Genomic DNA, 19,419 nt, shown 5'->3' with positions numbered 1-19,419 from the left:
TATTATACTAATATTATTCAGTTAACAAAATTATAAGGTGTGTTGAACAATTGGTCCTCACTACCCACGTGGGCTTGTCCGAGGCATCCAGTGGATGGTCAAATTAAAACCCGCATTTAAAAAATGAGCTCTCTAGATGATTTTTCCACGAAAAAATTTGTTCTTAATGAAGCTCTTCCTGGATGCCTCGGACAAGCTGGGGCACGTAGGGTAAATGGAAATCAATTCACCAGCATCACTTAATTTTCAGCATAAATAATATGGAATAAAATTAAGGGTATTCAAGGAGTAATAAAACTTGAGATTCATGAACATAAGACCCATGCCGTTACAGAAAGGCGATACTTTAGGTATCGTTTCACCTTCCAGTCCCTTAAGATTAAAATCCATTGATTTAAGCGTTCATTATCTGCATGAGATGGGCTTTAAATTAAGGTTTGGAGCCCATTATCAGGACGAGGAGCGATTCTTAGCAGGTAGCGACGTCGATCGTGCTCAAGACATGATGAGCTTTTTTGCAGATCCTGACATTAAAGCAATTATTTGTAGTCGAGGCGGTCAAGGATCTCAACGGCTTTTGCCCTTACTTGATTATGAGATAATTGCGCAAAACCCTAAGATACTGGTTGGTTTTAGCGATACCACCGCGTTGCAGTTGGGGATTCTAAAAAAAACGGGATTGATTTCCTATACTGGATTTACATTAACCACCGCACTTACTCCTTTAATCAAAGAAACACTTTTGGCCTGTCTGATGAATGAACCTTATCGTATTGTTGCAGGTGAATGTGTTAATCCAGGTATCATCCAAGGAAGTCTTGTTGGTGGGAATCTATCACTGATTACTTCATTAATAGGAACACCATATCAGCCTGATTTCAGGGGAAAAATATTGTTATTAGAGGATGTAGGAACGGAACCTTTTAATGTAGATAGAATGTTGTCTCATTTAGAATTAGCTTCTGTATTTGCTCAAGTTTCAGGAATTGTTTTCGGAACATTTGAACAATGCATTTCAAAAGATCCTGAAGAAGGGACAATTGATGAGGTGATTACTGAATGGTCGACTCGTTTTAAAGTGCCATGCATTAAATCTTTTTCCTATAGCCACGGGGAAATAAGCTGTGTGTTACCGCTGGGCGGACAAATTTCCTTAAATGCTTCTGCTTCTTCGTTAAGTTTTTAATTAATGTTCTCTGTAAATTTATTTGTTTTAATGTGCTAAATTTATCATAATGGCTGCTTTTTTCAGTCTAAGGATCCTATGTCACCGTTGCTTACAATTCATATGCTAGAAGATTTGGTTCGTGCCGCAGAGTTGAATCAAGAGGGTAAAACTGCGGATTATATTCCAGAACTTGCTAATGTGAATTCGGAGTTGACAGCGATTGCGGTCCAAGCATTAGGTGGGCCCCCCCTTTCTTATAGCAACTGCCCTTTGAATCCAGTCACATTACAAAGTACAGCTAAAATGATTCCTTTAATTGGCCTTCTTGAAGAGTTTGGTGAAGAGCAATTGTTTGACTGGGTTAAGGTAGAACCTTCTGGAGATGATTTTGCTTCCATTACCCGCTTAGAGCAATTTGGACCTAAACCTTCAAATCCCATGCTGAATGCTGGAGCGATTACCTTATGTTCGCACATTCCAGGCAAAGGGGAACAACAATTTGGATGGTTAGAACATTGGACACAAAAATTATTTAATCAACGCCTTAGCATTAACCCCTTGGTTTTTGCTTCTGAAAAACGCACGGGTAACCGCAACCGAGCTCTGGCTTATTTATTAAAAAGTAGAAATAATCTTGGAGCGGATGTTCATGAAACCTTGGATTTATATTTTGCGCTTTGTTCCTATGAAGCCAAGTTAGAACAAATGCTGTTCCTGCCTACGCTATTAGCTAATGCAGGCCGCCATCCCGACAGCGGCGAACAACTCATTTCCACCGATACCTGTAAAATTACTTTAGCAATTATGGCAACCTGTGGACTTTATGATGAAACGGGAACCCATATGGTTAAAACGGGCATGCCCGCTAAAAGCGGTGTGTCTGGTTATACCATCGCTGTTATTCCTGGTAAAGCAGGAATTGTGGTATTAAGCCCCAGAGTAAATGCGAAAGGTAACAGTATCCGTGGTGAAATCATGCTCGAAGGCCTGTCCAGAGCGATGAATTGGCATTTTGCATTACCTTAAATAGAAAAGTATCTCTGAGTTAAGCGAAGATAGCCCAGGGTTTCAATAATTTCCCTCCTGGGCTACGGCTTTGCGCCTTCGCTTAGTTTACAATTCTGACTGCATTACTTGAATCGTAACTAATGGTGATTGACTTACCCTAATATGGTTTTTTTGCTGTCAAGCACTTCTTCTTCCTCTTCTTCTTCCTCTTCTTCTTCTTCCAAACGGGAGCCTATATTTTCAACCTTGCCTTCTGTAGATAGAGTTGGTGAGTCATTGACTAAGGAGGAAAATAAACTGGAAAATTGAGTTAATAAGGTACTCATCCCTTGTAGAGACCCAAGGGTTTTAGTAATATTTTCAAGATCTTTCAGAGAATGCTCCAGAGATTCAATGTCTTGGTTCTCCAATTTCCTTATATCTTGCAGGAGCGTATCTTGTTCTTGGAGTTTTTCTCGATATTTTCTACTTCCTCTTCTACTATAAATCGGGTGGCGAGTTATCTCTTTCTGCACATCAATGAGTTGAGATTTTTTCTCAATTAATTGTAAGTCATCGTTTAAACTTTTAAGCACTTCAGTTTTTATGAAATCAAAATCCAGATTGGTGATATCGATTCCGTCTAAAAGTTTATCCAGATTTTCGAGATCATTATTTGCAACAATATTTTCTTGTCGCAGTTGTGCTTTGGTGAGTTTAGAGGCGAGTTGAGAAGACGCTTTTTGTACTTCTTGGTATGCGGCTAGGATCATGGGATCTCTCTTCAATTGGAGTATTTGAGAACCGAAATATTTTTCTTCTAGATAATTGGCGCGTTTCTTTACATAGCGTGAGCTTGAATCCCTAAATGGGGGATTTTGCAAAACCTCCAGTTGGGTCTCAAAACTATTTAATTCTAATTCTATAGCACTTCGTTCTGATGTACTGAGGTCTTCTCGTTCCAAATAAGCGCGCAATAGAACAATCAAATTTTTAAAAAAATCAGGGGAATCGATGGTTTTTTCGCGATTCATGAGTAATGCTTTAAACAGTGGATGGGAATTGCCGGAGAGTATTGAATAAGCAATCGGTAAACCTTTATTCTTATTGTCTGGAGCAAAAAGTGATCCTCCATGCTTAATTAGGACAGAGAGACATTCAGTCATAGAATTTGAATGGCTATCCTCGTAAAAACAGGCGTCTACTGTAGATGGATAAGGTATTTTGTGCACGGTGACCGGTTGATGATTTACATCGACGTCACCATTTTCCAAAATAAAATTCAACAAATTAGGGTTCCGAGTTTGCAAGGCTACGCTGATGTATTTTTCAGCATGTAACAGATGATGAAAAGAAGTTAATAAGGCAGCCAATTCAAATTGTTTATTGAATAATAAAACGGGCAACAAATTGGCGCCAAGCGTATTCAATCCTCGACGTATCTTTTGTAACTGCTGTAGTTCCGCTAACTTGATTTGATGTTCATAGACCAAACTGATTTCATATGTTTTAGCCAGTAACTTCTCTATTTTTTTAGCTTGTACTTCTTTGGCTGTCTTATTAAGGTTTTCAAATTGGGAATTTAATTTCTCCAGTTCATGTTCCAATTCGTAAGTAGTCTTCGATTTTTTTGATGAATTCGTTTTCGTCGTTGGGATAGCAACACTTGCTGTGGGAGCTTCTTCTACCATTGAGAAAGTGACATCCACTGCGGGAACCTCTTCTTTTGAGGAGGCTGAATCCTGCGAAGCAACTTCGGGATTTGAAGGAGTGTCTTCATGGGTATCAGTTGATTTATTATGCAAAGCTTTTAGTTGAGGAGTGGCTGTAGGTGAGACTTGAAGTGATTGTCGTTCTCGAAGGGCGCGAGCCGCTATATCGTGAAAGCGAAGAAATTTCGGGTAATTGGGCGATCGACTAAGAGGAATGAGCTCTCTTAATATGGCACATGCTTTTTCAGTTATCTGTAACGCTTCAACTGCATTCTCCTTTTGGGAATCAAAATGTTTTGCAAGATGCTCCTCACACTCATTATAACGAGCTTCCAAGCCGCTAATGGTCTCATTGTGTTGTTGTCGCAGTTTATTAATCAAAGGCTTTGTATGCTTGAGTGCCAAGAGGATGAATTGGCTCCTCAAACCCTTGCTGTCCACCAATTCATAACCATTGTTTGTTTCTTTCTCAAAGGTTATGTTTGAGAGCAAATGATCAAAAGCATTGAAGTAAACATGCAGTCGAAAGTGTTCTCCTAATTGGTTTTTAAAATCAGCAGTGTAATGATATTGGCTTAATTTTGGATTATCCCGATATTCATTTTGATAAACACTAATGTGGTGTTTATCCAGCTCATACCGATGTTCTTTATCTTTTAAGAGAACTTTTGTTTGTTTGGGGCATTCAATACGGAAGTAGTAGTGGCTTTCTTTGTTGGTGTCTAATACCAATTTACATCCTTGAGGCAGTTGTACAGTACTCTCGTTTTTGAAAAGAAAATTAAACAGTGCATTTTTAGCCATGGAAAACCTCTAAAACAAAAAATTGCCCACATTATAATAAAAAAGTACTTTTTGTAAAAAACTATATTTTTTTGATTTTTGGATATTCTTTTTGTTGTTATTTATGTCTTCTTATCAGTTTTATAATCAATAAAAACAAGAAGTTATGAAATAAAAATTAATGTTGATTAATTTTATAAATAGTGGGTTAAGATTAACCATCAAAAACGTTTGCACTGACGCAATCTATTCAGGAATTCCGTTGCTGGTACTGCGAGTCCCAGGTGTTGTATTATTTGGAGCGGCTGGACCTACTGACCTATTTGGGTACAAATGCTTAGAGCATTTACTCAATATTTAAAGGATTTCTTGTGCTCCTTGGTTAGTATTTCATGAGCCGCACGAAGTCCGGATAAATAAGCACCATGTACGGTACTTGGATCAGTTATAGAAGTTGCTTCCCCTGCAAAATAGAGCTTGCCAGCTACAGGTTTAGCTAATAATGCAATAACATTTTTATCTACATTGATTGGTAAATAGGAATAACTTCCAAGAGTAAATGGATCACTAACCCAGTGGGATTGTTTTACTTTGATTGGCTCAGGAATATTTGCTCCATAAATCATTCTTAAGCGTTGCATTGCCCATTCGTTTAAATGGCCTCTTTTTTCCATCTCTCGTGCAAGCTTGCCGCCAGTAAATACAATGAGTACGGGTTTTTTTGTATATTTGTAATAATTAAAGATATTAAATGCCTCTTCCTTATTTTTAGGTAACATGCCAATCCATTCTTTGTCTTTATTCCAAAAAACTTTATCAAACAACAAGTATAATTTTTCATAATTACCCATTTTTAATTGAGCAATTGCGTTACTTTTGTTTTTAGGCAAGGAAGGGCGAAATATAATTTTGTTGGATTTTAGTACTCCTAAAGGAACAGTAATAATCACGTGTTTGGCATGATAGGTCTCTTTTTGAGTGATGACGCGAACATCCTCGGAGGTGTAATCAATTTGTTGGACAATTTCATTCAAATGGATAGGGATATGCCGTGAAAATTTTTGAAAAAGCTGAAAATAACCTTCAGGAATAAGTGCATTTTTACCAGAGGAAATTGAGCCTTCGTATGCAGAATAAACATTACGTGATAATTGCGTCAAATTATCAGCAAATTCATAAGTGTAAATATTTTCTAATGCATAATGCAGTAAGGCGCGTTGGTCTGTATCCAACTTTTTTTTCTGTGCAAAAGCAGTAAAATTTTGCTCAAAGGAGAGCATGATATTTTGTGTTTTACTGTAATGGATGAACTCATGAGCCAAACTGGAAAATAACTTTAAAGAGCTTTCCGATACAGGCTTGCCTTCACTATTATATAAAGCAAAGTCTTTTAGCATGTCGGTTGATTTGGAGTTATTATAACTATTGGGCACGATGGCATGTTGGTTTAGTAAAGGGAGGAGCGGGTTGTGTTCAATCCCATGAATCCAGGTAGCTCCCAAATCAATGGCAAACCCCCAATTATAGTCTGTATGGACTCGGCCACCGAGGCGATCCTTTGCTTCAATAATAAGTACATCCTGGTGTGCTTGATGTAATTGTTTTGCAGCAGTTAATCCAGACACGCCAGCTCCAATGATTATGGTGTCATAAGAATGTGTTGCCCAAGACCATGGGACAACCAATAACAACAAAGCGGCGCAAATAAATTGTTTTTGTATAAAATGTAAATGAGTAATCTTTGAGAGTAATTCATTATAAATTTTTAATTTAATTCGTTTATTCATACACATTGACCAAATAATTCCCTCTTACACTGCTCAGAGAAAGGTAGCAAAATTAACGGACATCAATGATATGCGCAACCAATGTTCCAGAAATAATCTAATGGTTCAGTTAAGTAAAATTGAACGGTTAGGATAAACAAGATGCATGTTTTGTAAATAAAATAAACAAAATTTTCAACTAAATCGACTTGGTCCAATAAAAAACATCGATGAAGTGTGTACCTCAGACCGAGAGGAAAGGCCCATTTCACCTGCAAAAGAAAAGCCAGAGCACAATAATAAATTTAAGAAAAACCATTTGATTTTTATCATATTTAACATCCTGTAACATACTTATTAAATCTTATTCTTGATTCACAGCTATAGGTTGAAGCGGCAATCCTAAAAGGGAAAATCTTTCTCATTATCGCTCAGTTTATTTGAGAATAATTAATTTCTAATAAGCCGTGATGATGGGGCGTTTCCAGTTTATCGTGATGTATACAAAGAGACAAGATTTACTTTAATTCCATGTTCCCTTTAGTCAGTGAGCTGTGATTAATTGATTCAAGAGTGCTCACTGCTCTTGGTGAAGGGGTAGTGTGGCGTTGATTCAAATCTTCTTGTTTTGGTTGTAAGTCGCGTTTCAAGCCTCGGTCTGGGATGGAAACTTTTGTTAAAGCAGGTGAAATAGAGGATATTTCATCTCCGCTGCTCAGTAGCGTTTCTGCTGAGCGATCATGATGACTAGTACCTATTATGGCTGAGGAAATTTGCTCAGTACTGCATTCACCTTTATCAATGTGATCTATCATTACTAATAATGCACCCGTAGAATGATAGCCACAGCTCACAGCATCCAATATAGGCTGTGTTTCTAACCGGTATATTGTTACCTGCTGATCTAAAAAAGTAGCATTGATTTGTTTGCCAATGTTAAACGCCCATAACCCAAATGCCTTGAATGGAGCCGTCAAGTAACCCCATGCCATTTCTAAAAGAGACGGTGCATCAGAAGAATTAAAAAATCGTTCCGGTTCACTTATTTTTGAGTCAAAAATACTCATTTCACCGTTTTCATTTTTTGGATGATAAAGTGCGACGTAATGCCGTTCTCCAGAACCTTTTCCCAATAAAGAGCTGCAAATATTAAAACGGTCAGTACCTAATTGCTCTGAAATAGCGGCTATAGTTGCTTGATAAGAAGGTTCAGCACCAAGACCTTCGCCATCTTTTACTGCTAATGGACTGGGAATGACAACAGAATTTTTTTCTTCGTTATAAAAATAAGTAACATTCATTCCGTCCGGGTCGTCCAGATTCGGAATGAGGACATTTACTTCTCGCTTTTCCCATTCTGGTTTTTCCCCGAGGTATTGTGTAACGATGAAATCCATTTCATCTGAAAATAGCATGTGTCTTGGCATAGCATCCGCCCGGCCCTATTTCTTTAATAATATTTTAGTATAAACAAAAAGAATTAAAGTTTTATTAACGCGTGTTCGTGAAATAGGCAGGATAAACACGAAATCCAAAAGCTTACATTCCGCGCTTTATGCCCGGAATCCAGCTCCGGTCTTCAGGTGAGATCGACTGGATGCCGTGCATAAAGCACGGCAAGTAGGCAAAAAAGACTTCTAGTGAATAGTCCAAGTGATAATACCGCTTGTATAATAAGAGATATTACTTTGATTGCCATACCAATATTGGGCGACAGGCAATGAAATACCAACCTGAATCATTATTTTGGGTGTAGAAAATGAGAGGGAGGGGGTTGCATAAATAATATTTCCTCCTGTGTTAGGATCGGTATGCGAGTCAAGTTTAGTCTTAGCAGTATATTGGCCATTTAATTCAAGCACTCCAAAAAATATGTATTTTTTTTCTGCGCTTTTGATGTTACGTCCTATTCCCAAATTGTAATAATATTGTGCTCCTTGCTGAATTGAATCTTTTTTGCTGGCGACTAAGGCTCCTGGGGCAATAAAACCATACCAATCAACGAGCATACGCGAGTAAGTGGCTCCAACAAAATAAGTCATCGCATCGAAACTGGATGGGGCACTTTTCCTAGAAAATCCTGATACGCGGCTGCTCGGATTAAGTTTTTTAGAAATTTCGTCTAAATTACTGACTGGAAAAGAAGGAGAGAAAATAAGAGTTGCTTGATCTGAATATCTTGAATTTTCGTAATTATAAAATGCATATTCTAAATCAAGGGCAAGATCGCCGATGCCAGATAGAGTTTGATTGCCATTTTTATAACTAAACGCATAAGGCAGGGTGAGCAATAGCGAAGCTGAGTCTGTGATTCCATAAAGTATGGAAGGGGTTCCGTCCAAAATGCTTTGGGTTTGGCTATATAAGTAATTGGGATTGAACGAAACAATAAATTGATTCTTATCAATAATATTTTGGCCAAAAGAAAAAAAGGGACCTGGCTGTTGTGACGTGGCTAGAGCAAAATTCCCTATGGCAGGGGGTTGATTGAGCGATGAAGCTGTAATAGCAGCTGACCACTTTGCATAGCTTATAAAAAATAAAAATAACAATCTTCTAAAAGGGCTTAGAAGATTGGGTTGTTCTTGCATCCTGCGCTCCCTTTAAATAAAATCCTTCATTATTGTAGTGAAAATACTTATCATAAATCATTTGTATCCAATAGTATCATTAAAAAAATACCCTAGATTGCATCATTATTTCCATCAAATCGAATCTTCTAAATGAAGTTTAAATCATGTAACTTATAATGTAAGTTGTTCAAATAGATATACGAGTAAGGACACGTTAAATGACCGAAAATGTAGCAACCAGCAATAGAGGTAGTATCATCCGATGGACAGTGATTACTATTTATTTTCTGACCACTCTTTTTTCTGCTGCCTGGCATGGTCCGCTTGCAGTGGTGTTTTTACCCATTATTCTCGTCTTTACTATTTTTATTTCAGCATGCCTGCATGGTAAAGAGCGATACGGACTAAAGAATCTCATTTTATTTTTTATTATAACGTGGCTAGTCAGTCATTTTTTTGAAGCGCTAAGCATTCAGACGGGATTTCCTTTTGGGCATTATTATTATGATAAATTAGCTGGGCCAAGGTTCTTCCAAGTGCCTCTTATTATTATGCTTGCTTATTTTGGAACGGGCTACGCTTCGTGGATCCTGGCCCATATACTTTTAGGACAATACGCTGAGCCACTGGCTGGGAAGCAGATATTCCTTGTGCCTTTAATCGCTGCATTTATTATGGTGATGTGGGATGTATGTATGGATCCTCTTTCCTCTACAGTTTATTCATTATGGGTATGGAGGGATGGGGGACCGTATTTTGGTGTTCCGTTGCAAAATTATTTTGGTTGGTTTTTTGTGGTTTATATCATCTATCAGATTTTTGCAGTTTACATTGCCAAGCATGATGTTATGGCCAGGAGCAAGCATCCTGTTTTTTCTTCTAAAAACTTTTGGAGAGAAGCAGTTGCTATTTACGCTATACAAGCTTTATCACAATTAGTTGACCCTTTAGGTGCTTCAACTCATTTCGATATTTCTGCGTCGATGGCCCTAATTACCGTGTTTACGATGATGTTCGTGGTCTTACTCGCTTCACTTAAAATCAATGCGACTCATTTAGGAGTTCCTTTTCTAAAAAGTTAGATTGATCAAGAGACCTTACACGCAACTGGGCTGCTTTGTTTTTTTATAATTCATATCGTACAATGGATTTATTTTTATCTTGGTGTTCATATAGATGCCTATTAACGCTACAAATACAGAAAATAATGAAAATTTAAACGATGTATCAGGAGAAATCGATTCATCCGCCACGGATGGATCCGAGAACCAATCCCCTAAAAGCTTACAAGATATGGTGGTTGCTGTAATTGCTCAAGATCCTTTTTTAAGTCGAGCACTTGCGCAAGATAAGAGTTTTGAAGATTCTCGTTTTATAGAAGTTCTAAAAAAGATTGCTCCCTTTATCCAGATATTGCCTACTGAGTTAAAGTGTGAGCTCATTATGTTCCTTCCTCTTCAGGATTGGAAATCGTTACGGAAGGTGAATATCGAATGGCGGCAAGTAGTAAACACTGCGGCAAAAATTTTTCTTGATCAAGTGGAGCGGGATACCTTGCCTGTGGTTCGGATTGACGCTAATGATTTTGATGCAATTTTAAAAAAATTATTGGAGGAGGTAGACACTTATGCTCAAAGTACTGGCAGACGGGCCGAACAAGTTCAAGTAGTCAGAAAACTTAAAGGGGCAGCGAGTTCTTTTATACAGCCTTTAGAAAAATTAATGTACTGTAAACAAAAGATCAACGAGCTTCAAAGAACTATAGAAGGTGAACATAATGGTGGATATATGCTCTCCTTTTTTAGCAACCCAAATAACAGTCGATTGCACGGAATTCTTAAATCGTTCCTCAAGGAAAGCCAAGATTTAATTGAAAGCTCCCCCTGGCTCGAAAAAATCAAGTTCTGTACAAGCCTTTATCCCCAGCATGCAGTTGTCAAACGACTTGCAGAGGCTCTTTTAGAGATTAAAGGCCAAAAAAGCAAGGGGGAGCAAAAGCCAAAGTTAGAGATAGATGAAGAAAAGCGGGTTTCTTCTCTAACGTTTTAGTGGGATGACGAGGCATTCATTTCTTGCCTCTCATTAATAGATTAATCTGATTGCTTGCAATAAAAAATTCCTGGTTGCAAGCAACCGTCTAAATACCTACTCCCTGCGGCTAGTCCGCAGGGTCCAGTGTTTTAGCACAGATCTCCTGGATCCCGCGGACAACCCCACGAACAAGTCATGGGGACGGGACGTCGGAATCGATCTGGACTGTTTTTCATGGTATATAGAAGATTCATTGCAAGCAACCAGGATTCCATACAGGGGTAAATGTATTTACTTCTTAATGATTCATCAGTTCTTCTTCAAAACAATCATTTTTTCTTTGGACATCTCGTTCATAGTCCAAGGTATTCCCCCAATACCATAGCCTGATTGCTTTAATCCAGCAAAGGGCATCCAATCGGCGCGGAAGGCCGTGTGATCGTTAATGAATACTGCGGAAGCTTCAAGACCTTCCGCTGCACTTAATGCAGGCTCTAAATCCTCAGAAAATACACTGGCTTGAAAGGCAAAAGGTAATGAATTTGCGATGTGGATTGCCTGGTCAATTTGTTCATATTCATAAACGCAGGTGACCGGACCAAAAATTTCCAATTGCGATACTTTGGCATCAGCAGCTGGATTGAGCAATACCGAGGGGATTAAAGTTGTTTCAGAAAGTCGACCCCCACCAAATAATTTTGCTCCCTTTGCTACTGCTTCATCGATCCAGGACATGACGCGTTCGGTTTCACGTGGAAGAATAAGTGGTCCCACTTCAGTTTCCTTTAAAAGTGGATCCCCAACGTGCAGCACTTTGACCCGGTTTACAAATTCGTCCATGAATGAGGCAATAATATCTTTATGAACAAAAATCCGTTGTACTGAAACGCATACTTGTCCTGCATGATAGTAACCTCCTTTGGCAAGGGCTTGGGTGGTTTTTGCTAAATCCGCGCTGCGATCAACAATCACGGGGGCAGCACCTCCATGCTCTAAGGCACAACGAGTTCCTGGGGCGAGTTTACTCCTTAAGTACCATCCTACTTTAGCTGAACCGATAAAGCTTAAGAAAGCGACGCGTTCATCGGTTGCGAGTCGTTCCGCCAAGTCATTATCTTCGGTAATGAAGGTTTGACACCATGTTTCCGCAAGTCCTGCTTTGCGTAATAATTCGATGAGTTCCAAGCAACATAATGGGGTTGCCGAAGCCGGTTTAATAATCATCGGACAGCCCACCGCAATTGCGGGGGCTACTTGATGCACAATCAGATTAAGTGGATGGTTAAATGCCGAAATGGCAGCTACCACCCCAATGGGCTCTTTAATCGTGAATGCCCAGCGATGCGCGCTGGCCGGGGTGAGTCCCATTGGAATTTCCTTACCGGCAAAGTGGCGTAATTCCTCAGCGGCATCGTTTAATCCATCTATCGCACGCGTTACCTCAACTGCTGCATCCGTAAAGGGTTTTCCTCCTTCTTGGGCAATCAGCTTCGTAAAACGCTCTTGCTCGGATTCCAAAAGTTCGGCAGCACGCTTCAGGATGGCCATACGCTCATATGGTTTGAGCCAACCATTACGATTTCTCAGAGTTGATGCGGCTTTGTTAAGTTTTTCTGCAAGAGCTTGTGCATCATCAGTTGGAATTTCTTTGATTAATGTTCGATCAAATGCACGAACCACGCGAAGTGATGTTGTCATTATTTTCCCTTTTTCTTTGGTGGCATCCGCTCTTGTAATTCATCCACAAGAACACGTTTATTTTCTGAATAATCAATGGGGAAAACAACAAGATGGACTCCTCCCTCCTTGAATGCGTTTTCCAGAATGGATTGAAAACTTTCAATGGACTCCACCCGGGTGCCTCGCGCCCCATAAGATTCAGCGTATTTTATGAAATCAGGATTTGTAAAGGTCATGCCATAATCGGGGAAGTGATCTACTGCTTGTTTCCAACGGATCATGCCAAATGCATGATCTTCAATTACCAGGACAACCAGGTTTAATTTAAGTCGGACTGCAGTTTCTAATTCTTGACTATTCATCATAAAACCCCCATCACCACATATAGCCATCACGCGACGATCAGGATACAAGAGTGAAGCCATAATTGCTGAGGGAAGGCCTGCTCCCATAGTAGCAAGTGCATTATCAAGAAGAATGGTATTTGCCACTTGAGTACGATAATTGCGAGCAAACCAAATTTTATACATCCCATTATCCAATGCGAGAATCCCATCACGTGGCATCACTTGCCGAATATCATAGACTAAACGTTGAGGGGTGAAGCGATCTTCAGTAGCCCTTGCCGCAATTTTACTCAAAATCCCTTCCCGTAAATGAAGAAGCGCATCCGCATGAGGAAGCTTGCCTTCAAGCTTATCTGCAAGCAATTTTAATGAGGGACCCATATCGCCAATAACCTCTGCCTGAGGGAAATAAATTTGTTCTACGGTGGCGGATTTGTAACTGACATGAATGACTTTGAGATGAGGTCCCATGATAAATGGTGGTTTTTCTATTGTACTATGACCAATGGTAATAATCAGATCAGCCTGTTCTATCGCCTCATGTACATAATCTCGCTCAGAAAGAGCCGCAGTGCCCATATAAAGTTCGGTTGCTCCAGAAACAGTCCCTTTACCCATCTGGGTGGTAAAATAGGGAATTTTTGTTCGCGTAATAAATTGAGACAGTGCATTGGTTGCTCTTGGACGTGAAGCCGCGGCACCAAGCATGACGAGAGGACGTTTTGCTTTTTTAATCATTTCCGCTGCGCGATTTAACGACGCTTCACTCGCTATGGGGTATTCAAGAGGGTGCGGTGGAATGAGTTCTACCTTTTTGCTTTTCTCCGCGGCAATGTCTTCAGGAAGTTCCAAATGCACAGGTCCTGGGGTTTCTTCTTGGGCGAGCTGGAATGCTTCCCGTACGATGGTGGGGATCATTGACGGGGAGACAATTTGGCGCGACATTTTAGTTAATGGTTGCATGGTTGCCACAGTATTCACCATCTGAAATCGTGCTTGACGTGAGGATAAAACGCCTTTCTGCCCAGTAATCATAATCATGGGCATATGGCCAAGAAGCGCATAAGCTGCTCCAGTAGTAAGATTCAGAGCTCCAGGGCCTAGTGTGGTGATACACACTCCGGGCTTACCGGTTAATCGCCCATAGGTTGCTGCCATAAACGCAGCCGCCTGTTCGTGTCGGGTGAGTACCAGTTTGATGGACGAGTTACGAAGCGCTTCTACAACATCAAGATTTTCCTCGCCAGGAATACCAAAAATATGTTGGACACCTTCATTTTCCAGGGCTGCAACTAAGAGTTCAGAACCTTTGGGCATAGTTTCCTCACTTATTCCAAAATAATCCCTATCTCATTAGTATAACTAAAATTCACAAATATTCTTCGTTCTTGTCTCGATGCTCTCTTATCAGTAATAATGCGAGACATAGAGATATTCTGCATAAAATTATCATCGATAGTTTTTTAGTTGAATTTCTTAGCCTGGACACTAGTGGAAAATAGCTGTGGGGTATACGAGGAGGAGCTACCACATCCATGTGGTTTTGCATCTTCCGTGATGCGATATATTCCTTTTAAGACATCCATTGTCATTCCTCGTTCTTGTTAAGCATAACAAATTTTTGTAAAAGGTCATCACCATACTTGCCTAAGTTTTTGTAAGAAATCTCTTAAAGTGATTCAGTATCTTTTCTTAGATCGTCCAAAGTTAACCAATTTATTTATCTGGCAAAATATCAATTTTAGTGACAAAACATTTCGTTTCACCACTCCAAGGAAGGGTATAGGCATCACAATGATAACTAATAATTACATGTTTATTATTTTGCATGGCAAAATCAGCTTGCTTTACCAATTCTGATTTGAACTGACCCAGAGTAAAATAAAAGGCGCGACCGCTGGCCCCACTGGCGTTTTCTAAACCGCCCAGGATCATTTCACCTTCATAGGTTCCCCAAAGGTTACCTTCTTTGGCAACTTTGACAATGACTCCAGATTTTTGTCCCTTTTGTACTGCCCAGCACCCTGTTAAAAAACATAAAGTAATGAGTAAAATGGATGAGAAGAATATTTTTTTCATAATACCTATTCTATGATTAGAGTGAAATGAACACTCTTTAAATTAGTATTCTATTATTGTAAAGCAGTTTTACTCTTGAAGTAATCACATGATGTTGGATTCAGTTCTAGTAAAATAGAAATTTTTATATTCCATATAAAAAACTCTATAAGCACGATACCTCCAATTATAAATTTGTTCCTTTACTGAATCAGCCAAAATAAAATTTGTTTTTATAATGGACAATAAGAGCATCTATTGATATATTTCCCTATCTATTTTTCACTAAGCAAAAGGAATGTCTCTAGAAAAAGCAATCAAAATAGCTCAGAAAATTTTAGCCGATATTCAAAAAAATATGGTGACTCGTAACAGTATTATCCCTTTATCTGAATTGCCTTTTGTTTATGAAGATGAACTCGAACAATATAGAGTTAAATTTGGAGAATCTTTGGATTTACTCCTGCAATCCATAACGAATCTTAATTTAGTGAGAGATACCTCGGAGGTATTAGCAAAAAAAATAAAAGATTTTCCAAATGGAGCTGCGTCAACCCATATGCTGAAACAGCTTGCGATTGCTTATTGTAAAATGGGTTCCTGTGGCGAGCTTTCAACGTACGCTTTATTTGAATTATTAAAACAGTTTAAGACGGAAAATATTGATTTGCCGATTACCTTCATTGCATTGGATAGTAAAAAGAAGAATATATTTACAGGTGAATCTTACAATCATGCATGTCTTTTGATTGGAGATGTTAGTATTAATCCGGGTGGACGCATAGATAAATTCAAGAGATTACCTAATAGTGTAATCTGTTTTGATCCCAGTATAGGGTGGATTGCACCGGCAAATAAAATGCTAGAAATAAACCAAGCATTTTTTGCGGCGCACGAAATCGATCATGTGACTACACAGTATCCTGGGGTTATCCTTTTTCAGCCAAATGATAATGCTTTGCAGGAAAAAGTACTTAAGATTGAAGAAGTAGCTCGTATTCTAAGTAACGAAATATTAGAAAAACTAAAAGGAATACGTGATTTTAAACCGCTCTCTTTAGATGATAAATCATTGCCGAAATTAGCTAAGAATGAATTCAGTTTTATTAACCAAAACACTAAAAAAGACTATGAAGATGCGTTGGAGAAATGTACAAGCTCTCTTTTTGAAGACAGTTTATCTCACTGGAAATATTATCCTAGACGAGATGGTGAAAAAGCACGTCCAGCTCAAATTTTATTAACTGTAAAGGATGAGGATAAAGCAAGGGTTATCCTTGATCATTTATTAAAGCATAAAATAACAGGTGTTCATCGGACAATGCAGCGTGTGCAAGCAACTGGTGATTATGCAATATTGATTGTTGAACCTAATTTTGTCCAGCTGCGTGATTTACCAAAGATAGAAAAAAATCAGAAGGAGCAAGAAGAGGTTTTGTCGACAGCATTCCTAACGATGTAATCGCTTACTTGGTTTAAATATATCTGCGTAAGAGCTCAATCCGATATCACCTAATTGTAGTCTGGTTGCTTGCAACCGGACTACATTCCCCGAACAGTTACAATGATTTAATCGAGCAAATGAGCAACAGGACCTAGTCATATCAATGCGTTTTTTATTTTTAAGATCGCACTAACTCTTCATTTATCTCGCTCTTATAGCGTCTTATTTTTTTAAATAAACGGAGTAACTTGATGTTGAGCTTATTTTCTAATTCAGCAAGGGGCATTTGATAGTTGTCTGAATGCAAGTCTTTAACAGAAGATTTACTGGCAAATAAAATATAATTGTTGCTCACCGTTGGACAAATAAACAGGTCAGCAAAATAATCGTGCATGCATTGAATAAAAAAGGAATCCAGTTCAGGAAGTTCATGAAGATTGATAACCAGCCAACCCAGATCATCTAAAATACGATGAGTTTGCTCGATAAATTGTTGCTGGATTTGAAATAAGTCCATTCCGTAATCAAGATACATGTCAGCAAACACGATTTGAGTGCTGTTACTTTTTTGAAATTTGAGTGCAACCTGTGCATCTGCAATCTTTATTTCGATATTTTGGGCTTGCGGTAATTGAAAAAAATCCATTGCTGTGTCATACACTTTTTCACGTAATTCAATACAAAAAAGATGACACTCAGGTAAAAGAAAGTGTAGGCAGTGAATTAAACTTCCCCCACCTAAACCTAATAAAGTAATATGGCTTGGTTTAATCAATGCAAGAACTAACATCATGACACGAGTATATTCATGTACAGGGATATGAGGATATTGAATATAAATGCCAGTTTGATCGTAGACTGGATCGAAGTTTAACGCTCTGATGCTTCCCTTATCCACTACGAAAATATCGCCCCAAGAATCGTGTGTGCGATAAATAATCGTATTTCCAAAAAAATCATTATTGTTTAAATTCTTAGAGCCCAATTGTATATCCTTTAATACAGCATTAAGATTCTAGTATTCCATATCATGTTTCAAGACACTATTTTAAATTCGTAAAAGAGCTGTCATCCCTGCGCAGGCAGGAATCCATTTACCCTATAGAATCTAAGCTTAGTCATGATATTCAATGGAGCCAATTTTCGCAGTACCGTAGCCTGTTCTTGCAACCAGATTACGGTACTCTAGTTTACAGTGGTGGTTAAAGAGTGCCCCGGGGCACGCGAGATCCAATGTTTTAGCGAAGATCTTCCGGATCCTGGATAACCCCCGCGAACAAAGTTGTGGGGGCGGGACCTCGGAATAGAGCTGGACATTGGAACTATACGAAAGTAGGAGTGGGCACTAATGTTTGGCTGTCTACTTTGGGGTTGGTTCCCTGCAATGCAAATACGCCATGATGGCTTGCTGCTTTGGCACTGCCAACTAACAGGGAAGCCTCCATTGGTTTTTTAGCAAAAGATTTTTTATCGTCAAGCAGGGTATTACCACTACTATCGGTAATCGTTAAATGCAGGGTTTCATTATCCTTATGCTGGTTTGGTTTTAGCGCAACAAATTGTCCCGACATATCATAAGAACGAACGTATTCCTCTGATTTGGCATCCAGGTCGGAGCCATTCGTAACTTCTAGTCGACAGGTAAATAACTCGCGAGCGGCCGCCCATTCCTGCAGCTTGCCCTTTTTAGATAATGCTTCGGTAAAATCAACCGTATCAGTGTTGAGAACGAGAGAGCCAAATGTTTCTGCTACTTGATGCAAAATATCAGGTTGAGTTATGCCATAACTCAGGATGAAAAATTTATTGCGAGCAGGAATTAAAGAAGAGCCTTCTGTTATGGAGGTAACTGTCCTTTTCAATGTAGCGGTTTCATTATCAATATCCCCTATTGTATTTTCACCGTCAGTAAATAATAAAATATTATTATGGTGTGTAGATTGAGCAAGTGCAGTTAACTTATCGGAGACGGTCCCTAAAAGTCGGGTTGCTCCAGCAGCACTTAATTTATTAATATTTAGGGATAGCTGAGCAAAATCTGATTTCCGATAACTACCCATTCCCACTTTTTGAGTAATACTGTTGAATTCAGCGATATTAATGATCGCATCGGGTTGAAATTCAAATAAGGCCTCAGCAAAGTCAATTACACTTTTTTTCAGCTTAGTTAAACGCTCACCATCCATGCTGCTACTCGTATCTAAAACAAAATGATAGGCAGGCGGTGTAAGCGCATCCGGAACGAAAAAGTAAGGAGTGACTTCCAATGTATCCTCGCTAATTCTTTTCTCTGCATAAAAAACCTTTTTCTTTTCAAAGGAATCCGAGTGGGCGAAAAGTAAAGGTGAGTTTCCATCAATTACTATAAGTTCTTGTTTATGAGCTTTTAGAAATTCCTTGATGTTGAATTTGATTTTCTCACCTTCGATGCTCAGGAACTTATAATTCAAAGAATTAAATAAGGGGGCATAAGCAGCAGATGGAAGTTGAATATTCAAATATTCCTGTTCTTCATCCAGCGTGTATTCAAGCCCAGTCGTTTGTAATACATTCAGTACAGCCAGGCAGGATTTTTTGTGTGTTTCAGCCATTGCATTATTGGAGCAGGTCGCTTGAGCAATTTCATCAGCCATTAACTCAGCAACGGTTTTGCGTCTCACAGAAGGTTTTATCGCATCTTTTTGTAAGATCGATTGCAAATTTGTTGCTAGAGTTTCACCGTCTTTTGTGGTTGCTGGGGTAAAAATAACGCGCTCATCCTTACAGGAAACCTTGGTGTTATTTAAATTAATCCCCATAGCATGCAACAAGTCCACCATATTTTTTGTACGTAACACATTATTAACAAGATGCCCCATAAAACCCCCAGT

The 19,419-nt window shown here is 38.9% G+C and carries 14 protein-coding genes; 5 read left to right on the top strand and 9 right to left on the bottom strand.

All coding sequences use genetic code 11. The annotated features are described in order from the left end of the window. The first annotated feature begins 307 nt into the window (after positions 1-307). Positions 308-1,186, top strand: coding sequence for an LD-carboxypeptidase (locus FOLKNPGA_RS15935; RefSeq protein ID WP_182350809.1), 879 nt, complete (start codon positions 308-310; stop codon positions 1,184-1,186). A 78-nt stretch (positions 1,187-1,264) separates the two neighbouring features. Then, entirely contained in the window at positions 1,265-2,194 is a 930-nt protein-coding gene (gene glsA / locus FOLKNPGA_RS15930) for a glutaminase A (RefSeq protein WP_182350808.1), read from the top strand. 134 nt (positions 2,195-2,328) lie between these two features. On the opposite strand, the gene FOLKNPGA_RS15925 is transcribed toward glsA, so the two are convergent. The 4 genes from FOLKNPGA_RS15925 to FOLKNPGA_RS15910 form a co-directional block, all read right to left on the bottom strand. Then, complete coding sequence (locus tag FOLKNPGA_RS15925) at positions 2,329-4,671, bottom strand: hypothetical protein (protein WP_182350807.1); 2,343 nt, start codon at positions 4,669-4,671, stop codon at positions 2,329-2,331. A 329-nt stretch (positions 4,672-5,000) separates the two neighbouring features. Then, positions 5,001-6,437 (bottom strand): FAD-dependent oxidoreductase, encoded by a 1,437-nt coding sequence (locus FOLKNPGA_RS15920; protein ID WP_182350806.1) that lies wholly within the window; start codon positions 6,435-6,437, stop codon positions 5,001-5,003. 497 nt (positions 6,438-6,934) lie between these two features. Beyond that, positions 6,935-7,843: a hypothetical protein gene (locus tag FOLKNPGA_RS15915; RefSeq protein WP_182350805.1), complete on the bottom strand. Its 909-nt coding sequence runs from the start codon at positions 7,841-7,843 to the stop codon at positions 6,935-6,937. 210 nt (positions 7,844-8,053) lie between these two features. Next, positions 8,054-9,007 (bottom strand): hypothetical protein, encoded by a 954-nt coding sequence (locus tag FOLKNPGA_RS15910; RefSeq protein ID WP_182350804.1) that lies wholly within the window; start codon positions 9,005-9,007, stop codon positions 8,054-8,056. Between the two features lie 200 nt (positions 9,008-9,207). On the opposite strand from FOLKNPGA_RS15910, the gene FOLKNPGA_RS15905 reads away from it, so the two are divergent. Together FOLKNPGA_RS15905 and FOLKNPGA_RS15900 are read left to right on the top strand one after the other, a co-directional pair. Further along, positions 9,208-10,071: a carotenoid biosynthesis protein gene (locus FOLKNPGA_RS15905; RefSeq protein WP_182350803.1), complete on the top strand. Its 864-nt coding sequence runs from the start codon at positions 9,208-9,210 to the stop codon at positions 10,069-10,071. A 94-nt stretch (positions 10,072-10,165) separates the two neighbouring features. After that, a complete protein-coding gene (locus tag FOLKNPGA_RS15900) occupies positions 10,166-11,038 on the top strand; it encodes a hypothetical protein (RefSeq protein WP_182350802.1) in 873 nt (290 codons plus the stop codon). Positions 11,039-11,329: 291 nt separating this feature from the next. On the opposite strand, the gene FOLKNPGA_RS15895 is transcribed toward FOLKNPGA_RS15900, so the two are convergent. The 3 genes from FOLKNPGA_RS15895 to FOLKNPGA_RS15885 all read right to left on the bottom strand — a co-directional run bounded on the left by FOLKNPGA_RS15895 (position 11,330) and on the right by FOLKNPGA_RS15885 (position 15,126). Next, entirely contained in the window at positions 11,330-12,718 is a 1,389-nt protein-coding gene (locus tag FOLKNPGA_RS15895; RefSeq protein WP_182350801.1) for an aldehyde dehydrogenase family protein, read from the bottom strand. After that, positions 12,718-14,364, bottom strand: coding sequence for an acetolactate synthase large subunit (locus FOLKNPGA_RS15890; protein WP_182350800.1), 1,647 nt, complete (start codon positions 14,362-14,364; stop codon positions 12,718-12,720). Before FOLKNPGA_RS15890 ends, FOLKNPGA_RS15895 begins: the two co-directional genes overlap by 1 nt. A gap of 399 nt (positions 14,365-14,763) precedes the next feature. After that, entirely contained in the window at positions 14,764-15,126 is a 363-nt protein-coding gene (locus FOLKNPGA_RS15885) for a hypothetical protein (RefSeq protein ID WP_182350799.1), read from the bottom strand. A 277-nt stretch (positions 15,127-15,403) separates the two neighbouring features. Here FOLKNPGA_RS15885 and FOLKNPGA_RS15880 point away from each other — a divergent pair, with 277 nt between their 5' ends. Next, positions 15,404-16,567 carry a hypothetical protein gene (locus FOLKNPGA_RS15880; protein ID WP_182350798.1) on the top strand — a complete coding sequence of 388 codons (1,164 nt, stop codon included), beginning with the start codon at positions 15,404-15,406 and terminating at the stop codon, positions 16,565-16,567. Between the two features lie 160 nt (positions 16,568-16,727). Here the strand turns inward: FOLKNPGA_RS15880 and FOLKNPGA_RS15875 are convergent, their stop codons facing one another. Together FOLKNPGA_RS15875 and FOLKNPGA_RS15870 are read right to left on the bottom strand one after the other, a co-directional pair. Beyond that, a complete protein-coding gene (locus FOLKNPGA_RS15875; RefSeq protein ID WP_182350797.1) occupies positions 16,728-17,534 on the bottom strand; it encodes a spermine synthase in 807 nt (268 codons plus the stop codon). Positions 17,535-17,871: 337 nt separating this feature from the next. After that, positions 17,872-19,407 carry a vWA domain-containing protein gene (locus FOLKNPGA_RS15870; protein ID WP_182350796.1) on the bottom strand — a complete coding sequence of 512 codons (1,536 nt, stop codon included), beginning with the start codon at positions 19,405-19,407 and terminating at the stop codon, positions 17,872-17,874. Between the last annotated feature and the right edge of the window lie 12 nt (positions 19,408-19,419).

The sequence above is a fragment of the Legionella sp. PC1000 genome (assembly GCF_014109805.1).
GTDB lineage: Bacteria > Pseudomonadota > Gammaproteobacteria > Legionellales > Legionellaceae > Legionella > Legionella resiliens.
The sequence above is the reverse complement of the archived record's forward strand: the minus strand, read 5'-3'. Positions and strand labels throughout refer to the sequence as shown.